Below are 6,225 nucleotides of genomic sequence, written 5' to 3'. Positions count from 1 at the left end.
TCGCGCAGTCGTTTCTTCCAACGACCATTCTGGCACATTGCGATGCCGTGCGGGGAGGACGGCAACCACCCCATCTCGCAGGCCAATGGCACCGGCCCCTTCACCTGCACGGAATTTACGCCCGGCGTGCGCACGTCGGGGCGTCGCAACCCGGATTACTGGCGCAGTCCCGCGCCCTGGCTGGACAGTGTCGACATGATCGGCATCTCCGATGACATGTCGCGCCACAATGCGCTGCTGTCGCATGACGTGGATATCATTGCCTCCGTCAATCCGCGCCTTGTGCGCCTGTTGCGCGCGCGCGGGTTCGGAATCATGGAAAGCCCGGTGGGCACCTATACCGATCTGGCCATCCGCCTTGATGAAGGGCCGGGCCGGTCGCAGGATTTTGTCACGGGCATGAAATACCTGTTCAATCGCGAGCAGGTGCGTGATTCCGTTTTTCTGGGTTTTGCCCGGATCGGCAATGATCAGCCCATCCCGCCCGAACACCGCTATTTTGCCGCCGACCTGCCGCAGCGCCCCTTTGATCCTGACCGCGCGCGTTTTTACCTCAGGCGCTCGGGCATGATGGAAACGGGTGTGCCGCTGGTCTGTTCGCCTGCGGCGCTGGCCTCGGTCGATATTGCGGTCGTGCTGCAATATGCCGCGCAGCAGGTTGGCCTGAGCCTGCCGATCCACCGCATGCCCGCCGATGGATACTGGACGGAATACTGGATGAAGACCCCGATGGGGTTTGGCAATACCAATCCCCGCCCGTCGCTGGACATGACGTTTGCCCTCAACTTCGCCTCGGGCGCGCCGTGGAATGAATCGCGCTGGCGCGACCCGCGCTTTGACCAGCTGCTGCTTGCCGCACGTGCCCAGCGTGACGAGGCCGTGCGGCGGCAGATCTATCACGACATGCAGGTGATGATCCATGAAGGGGCGGGCATCTGCCTGCCGGCCTTCACCACCAGCCTTGATGCCTTCAATCCGCGCGTGCGCGGTCTGGCGCCAAGCCAGGCGGGGCAGCTGATGGGGTTTGATTTTCTCAGTCACGTCTGGCTGGACGATGCGGCGGGAGGGGCGGCATGAACGCGCGCCTGGCCAGGCTGGTGCTGCGCCGGATCGGGGCGGCATTGTGCTCGCTCCTGTTCGTGGTGGTGGCGATCTTTGCCCTGACCGCAGCCCTGCCGGGTGATGTGGCGGATATGCTGCTGGGCCAGAATGCCACGCCCGATGCCACGCAGGCCCTGCGGCATGCGCTGCATCTCGACCAGCCGCTGTGGCTGCGTTTCATGCACTGGTGTGGCGGCATGCTGCATGGCAATGCGGGCAATTCGCTGCTGACCGGGCGCCCGGTGAGCGAGATGCTGGCCCCGCGGCTGTACAACTCCCTGCTGCTGGCCGGCGCCACCACGCTGGTTGCCGTGCCGCTCGCGCTGGTGCTCGGGCTGGCCTGCGCGACGTGGCGCGACAGCGTTTTTGACCGTGTCATGACGGTGCTCACGCTGGGTATTGTCTCGGTGCCCGCCTTCCTCATCGCCACGGTGTCGGTATTCGTGTTTGCCGTACAGTTCAGGGTCGTGCCGGCGCTGTCCGATATCCGCTCGATCCATTCCGTGGGGCAGTTTTTCCTCACCTTCGCCATGCCGGTGGCCACGCTGGCCAGCATTACCATGGCGCAGATGATCCGCATGATCCGGGCATGCATGATCGATGTGTTTTCCGCGCCCTATATGGAGATGGCGGTGATCAAGGGCGTGCCGCCCATCCGCATCATGCTGCACCATGCGCTGCCCAATGCCATTGGCCCGGTGGCCAATGCCATAGCACTCAGCCTGTCATCGCTGCTTGGCGGCGTGGTCGTGATCGAGACCATTTTCAACTATCCCGGCCTGGCGCAGCTTATGGTGGATTCCGTCATGTCGCGTGATGTACCGATCATCCAGGCCTGCACCCTCCTGTTCTGCATGACCTATCTGTTCCTCACCACGCTGGCCGATATCGTGGCGCTGGCCTCCGTGCCGAAGGGACGGGGCGCATGAGCGGCATGGCAACCGGCCTCAGGGCTCTGCGCCTGTCGGCGCTGACACCCGCGCAGCGTGTCATGGGGCTGTTCGGGTTCTGGCTTGTGCTGGCGGTATGCGGGCCGTTTTTCGCGCCTTACGCGCCGGGGCAGATCATCGATACGGAGGTGTTTGCCCCGCTGTCGCACCGGCACTGGCTGGGCACGGATTACCTGGGGCGCGACCTGGGCAGCCGCCTGCTCTATGCCGTGCGCTACACGGTGCTGATCTGCACCCTCTCCACGGCATTTTCGTGCGGCTGCGGCGTCCTGCTGGGCATCGCCACCACGGCCACGCCCGCCTGGGTGGAGCAGATTGCGGGGCGGTTGATGGATGGCATCCTGTCCATTCCCAGCCTCCTGTGCGCGCTGCTGGTCATCGCGGCATTCGGGGACTCGCTCCTGGCGCTGGTCCTGACCCTGGGGGTTATCTATACGCCCGGGGCGTACCGTACCAGCCGCGCGCTGGCGCTGCGTATTGCACGGATGGATTACATTACCGTGGCCGTGGCGCGGGGGGAGGGGGCGCTCTTCATCATCTGGCGCGAAATCCTGCCCAACATGCGCGGGCCGCTGCTGGCCGATGTGGGGCTGCGCTTCATCTACGCGGTGCTGCTGCTCAGCAATCTCAGCTTTCTCGGGCTGGGGGTGCAGCCCCCGCTGGTGGATCTGGGTTCGCTGGTGCGTGAAAACGTGCTGGGGCTGGTGTATGGATCGGGCGCCGTGATCCTGCCCACGATCGTGATCGGCGTGCTGACGGTGGGCATCAACCTCGTGCTTGACGGGACATCACGGCGATGAGCAGGGCGCATATGATCTCGGTCAGGAATCTCGATATTGTCGGCCATCGCCCCGATGGGGGGACCGTGCCGATCGTGCGTGATGTCAGCCTTGAGGTACGCGAAGGCCAGATGCTGGCCCTGATCGGGGAATCCGGATCGGGCAAGACCACCATCGCCCTGTCGCTGCTGGGGCATGTACGGCCGGGATGCACGATCAGCGGCGGGCAGATCACGGTTGCGGGCCATGACGTGACCAGCATGACCCGCCATGAGTTGCGCGGCTTTCGGGGGCGCACCATCAGCTATGTGGCGCAGAATGCCGGCACGGCGTTCAATCCGGCGCTGAGCATTGCCCAGCAGGTGATCGAGCCCGCGCGCGTGCACTGGGCCATGACGCGCCAGCAGGCCGAACGCAAGATGATCGACCTGTTTCGCGCGCTGGCGCTGCCCGAGCCCGAAACGATTGGCGCGCGCTATCCCTACCAACTTTCGGGCGGGCAGCTGCAGCGCCTCATGGCGGCCATGGCGCTGATTACGGACCCGGAAATCGTGGTTTTCGATGAGCCGACAACGGCGCTCGATGTCACCACCCAGATCGAGGTCCTGGCTGCCTTCCGCACCGTGCTGGCTGACCGGGGCATTACGGGCGTGTACGTGACGCATGACCTGGCCATCGTGGCGCAGATTGCAGACCATGCCGTGGTGCTGCGCCACGGGCAGGTGCGCGAAAGCGGCACGGTGGCGCGCATTCTGGGCAACCCGCAGGATGAATACACGCGCGAACTGGTGGCCGCCTGCCGCATTCCGCCCCGCGCCACGCCCTGCGCGCCCATGGCATCCGCGCGCGAGGACAGGGTGCTTGACCTGTCCGATGTGATTGTGGGCTATGGCAACCGCACGGCCGAGGGCCTGCCGGAGCGGCGCATTCTCGATCATATCAGCCTGTCGGTGCCGCGTGGCAGCACGCTGGGGATCATCGGGGAATCCGGCTGTGGCAAAAGCACGCTGGCGCGCACCATATCGGGCCTGCAGCCATGGGCTGCGGGGCAGGTGGTGTTTCGCGGCCAGGCGCTGGCGCCCGCCGTGGCCGACCGCACGCGCGAACAGCGCCGCCGTTTGCAGATCGTGGCGCAGAATGCTGACCTGGTGCTCAACCCGGCATGGCGGATCGGTGCCACGATCGAGCGCGTGCTGACCTTCTTTCATGGCATGAAGGGGGCCGAAGCCCGCGCGGAGGCGATGCGCCTGCTCGATATGGTGCGCCTGCCCCATGCGCTGCTGGAGCGCTACCCCGCCGAGCTGTCAGGCGGGCAGAAGCAGCGCGTCAATTTTGCGCGCGCCCTGGCCGCCCGGCCTGACCTGGTGCTGTGCGATGAAATTACCGCGGCACTTGACCCCGTCGTGGCCGCCGCCATCCTTGAACTGATGGCGGAGTTACAGGAAACGCTGGGTATTTCCTATATTTTCATTACCCATGACCTGCATGCCGTGCGCGCCGTATGCGACCAGGTGGCGGTGCTGTATGCGGGTCACGTGGTTGAGCAGTGTGACAGCCAGTCCCTCACGGCGGGTGCGCATCATCCCTATACGCGCCTGCTGGTTTCTTCCGTGCCGGAAATGCGGGCTGGCTGGCTGGCCGATGCCATGGCCCTGCGGCATGCGGAAGGCGCACCCGCCGCACAGCGCCGCACAGATGGCGGATGCCAGTTCTTTTCACGCTGCGACATGCGGATGCCGGGTCAATGCGACCGGGGTCCCGTGCCGGTGCATACACTGCCCGATGGAGCGCGCATTGCGTGTTACCGGTCGTGTGCTGATCTTGCCTTTCCAGGGGGTGTCGCACCTGCCGTGCCCCTGCCTTCCTATGAATCCTAAGCCTTCAAGAGGTATGTCATGAGTAACATGCAGCTTTCTGATTCGTCGCTGTTCCGGCAGCAGGCCTATATTGCAGGCCAGTGGCAGGATGCGACCGATGGCGCCCGCATTGCGGTGGACAACCCCGCAACCGGCGCGGTCATTGGCCATGTGCCCGCCTGCTCAAGGGCGCAGACGCTTGAAGCCATTGCCGCGGCCGAGGTGGCGCAGGCTGAATGGAAAAAGCGCCTGCCGGCCGAGCGGGCCGCCATCCTGATGGCATGGCATGACCTGATCATCGAAAACATTGATGATCTGGCCTACATCATGACCATCGAGCAGGGCAAGGTGCTGACCGAGGCGCAGGGCGAAGTCAGGTATGCCGCGTCCTTCTTCAAGTGGTTTGCGGAAGAGGCGCGCCGCATTGATGGCGCCATCCTGGCCCCCCCCACGCCCGGCCGCCATGTGCTGGTCATGAAGGAGCCGGTGGGTGTTACGGCTGCGATCACGCCGTGGAACTTTCCGCTGGCCATGATCACGCGCAAATGCGCCCCCGCCCTTGCCGCCGGGTGCTCCATGGTGGTCAAGCCCTCGGAACTGACGCCGTTTTCAGCCCTGGCGGTTGCCGTGCTGGGCGAGCGCGCGGGCGTGCCCGCGGGGCTGGTCAGTGTCGTGACCGGCATGCCCGATCAGGTCGGTATCGAACTGAGCACCAATGTCACGGTGCGCAAGCTGTCCTTTACCGGTTCGACGCGTGTCGGCGCCATCCTGATGGAACAGTCCGCCGCGACCATCAAGCGCCTCAGCCTTGAGCTTGGTGGCAATGCGCCGTTCATCGTGTTTGATGATGCCGATGTGGAGCAGGCGGTTGAAGGGGTCATGACCAGCAAGTTCCGCAATGCCGGGCAGACCTGCATCTGTGCCAACCGCGTGTTCGTGCATAACGCCATCCATGACCGCTTTGTCGAACGCCTCATGCAGGCGGTGAACGCGATAAATGTGGGCAACGGCCTTGAAGAAGGCAGGACGATGGGCCCGCTGATCAACGCGGCCGCCGTGAACAAGGTAAAGGAACATGTTGAAGACGCGCTGGCCAAGGGCGCGCGTTATGTCAGCAAGCCGCTTGAGATTGATGGCTGTTTTGTAAGCCCCGTCGTGCTGACGGATGTCACGACGGAAATGCGCGTTGCTTCCGAGGAAACCTTCGGGCCGGTGCTGCCCATCTTCCGTTTTGACGCGGAGGAGGATGCCGTAACCATGGCCAATGCCACGCCGTTTGGCCTGGCCAGCTATTTCTTCACCCGCGACCTTGATCGCGCCTGGCGCGTGGGCGAGGCGCTTGAATTTGGCATGGTTGGCCTTAATACGGGTGCAATTTCCATGGAATCCGCGCCGTTTGGTGGTGTAAAGCAGTCCGGCCTTGGCCGTGAGGGTGGCCACCCCGGTATTGACGAATTCCTTGAAATCAAGAGCTTCCATATGGGCGGGCCAAAAGCCTGAAATCCCGCAACCCCGGAAAACGAACCATGATCATGATGA

At 64.2% G+C, this 6,225-nt stretch carries 5 protein-coding genes; all 5 read left to right on the top strand.

Features of this window, described 5'->3' with window-relative positions; genetic code table 11:
* On the top strand, positions 1-1,077 hold a 1,077-nt coding region (locus DV027_RS13905), incomplete at its 5' end, for an ABC transporter substrate-binding protein (protein ID WP_242621928.1).
* Positions 1,074-2,030: an ABC transporter permease gene (locus DV027_RS13900; protein ID WP_130732586.1), complete on the top strand. Its 957-nt coding sequence runs from the start codon at positions 1,074-1,076 to the stop codon at positions 2,028-2,030. The genes DV027_RS13905 and DV027_RS13900, both read left to right, overlap by 4 nt.
* Positions 2,027-2,851 carry an ABC transporter permease gene (locus DV027_RS13895; RefSeq protein ID WP_242621927.1) on the top strand — a complete coding sequence of 275 codons (825 nt, stop codon included), beginning with the start codon at positions 2,027-2,029 and terminating at the stop codon, positions 2,849-2,851. Before DV027_RS13900 ends, DV027_RS13895 begins: the two co-directional genes overlap by 4 nt.
* A complete protein-coding gene (locus DV027_RS13890) occupies positions 2,848-4,707 on the top strand; it encodes an ABC transporter ATP-binding protein (RefSeq protein WP_242621926.1) in 1,860 nt (619 codons plus the stop codon). Before DV027_RS13895 ends, DV027_RS13890 begins: the two co-directional genes overlap by 4 nt.
* A gap of 18 nt (positions 4,708-4,725) precedes the next feature.
* A complete protein-coding gene (locus DV027_RS13885) occupies positions 4,726-6,186 on the top strand; it encodes an NAD-dependent succinate-semialdehyde dehydrogenase (RefSeq protein ID WP_130732585.1) in 1,461 nt (486 codons plus the stop codon).
* Positions 6,187-6,225: the final 39 nt, after the last annotated feature.

It is taken from the genome of Komagataeibacter xylinus (assembly GCF_004302915.1).
GTDB classification, from domain to species: domain Bacteria; phylum Pseudomonadota; class Alphaproteobacteria; order Acetobacterales; family Acetobacteraceae; genus Komagataeibacter; species Komagataeibacter xylinus_C.
Note: the sequence above shows the minus strand (reverse complement) of the source record. Positions and strands in the feature narration are given on the sequence as shown.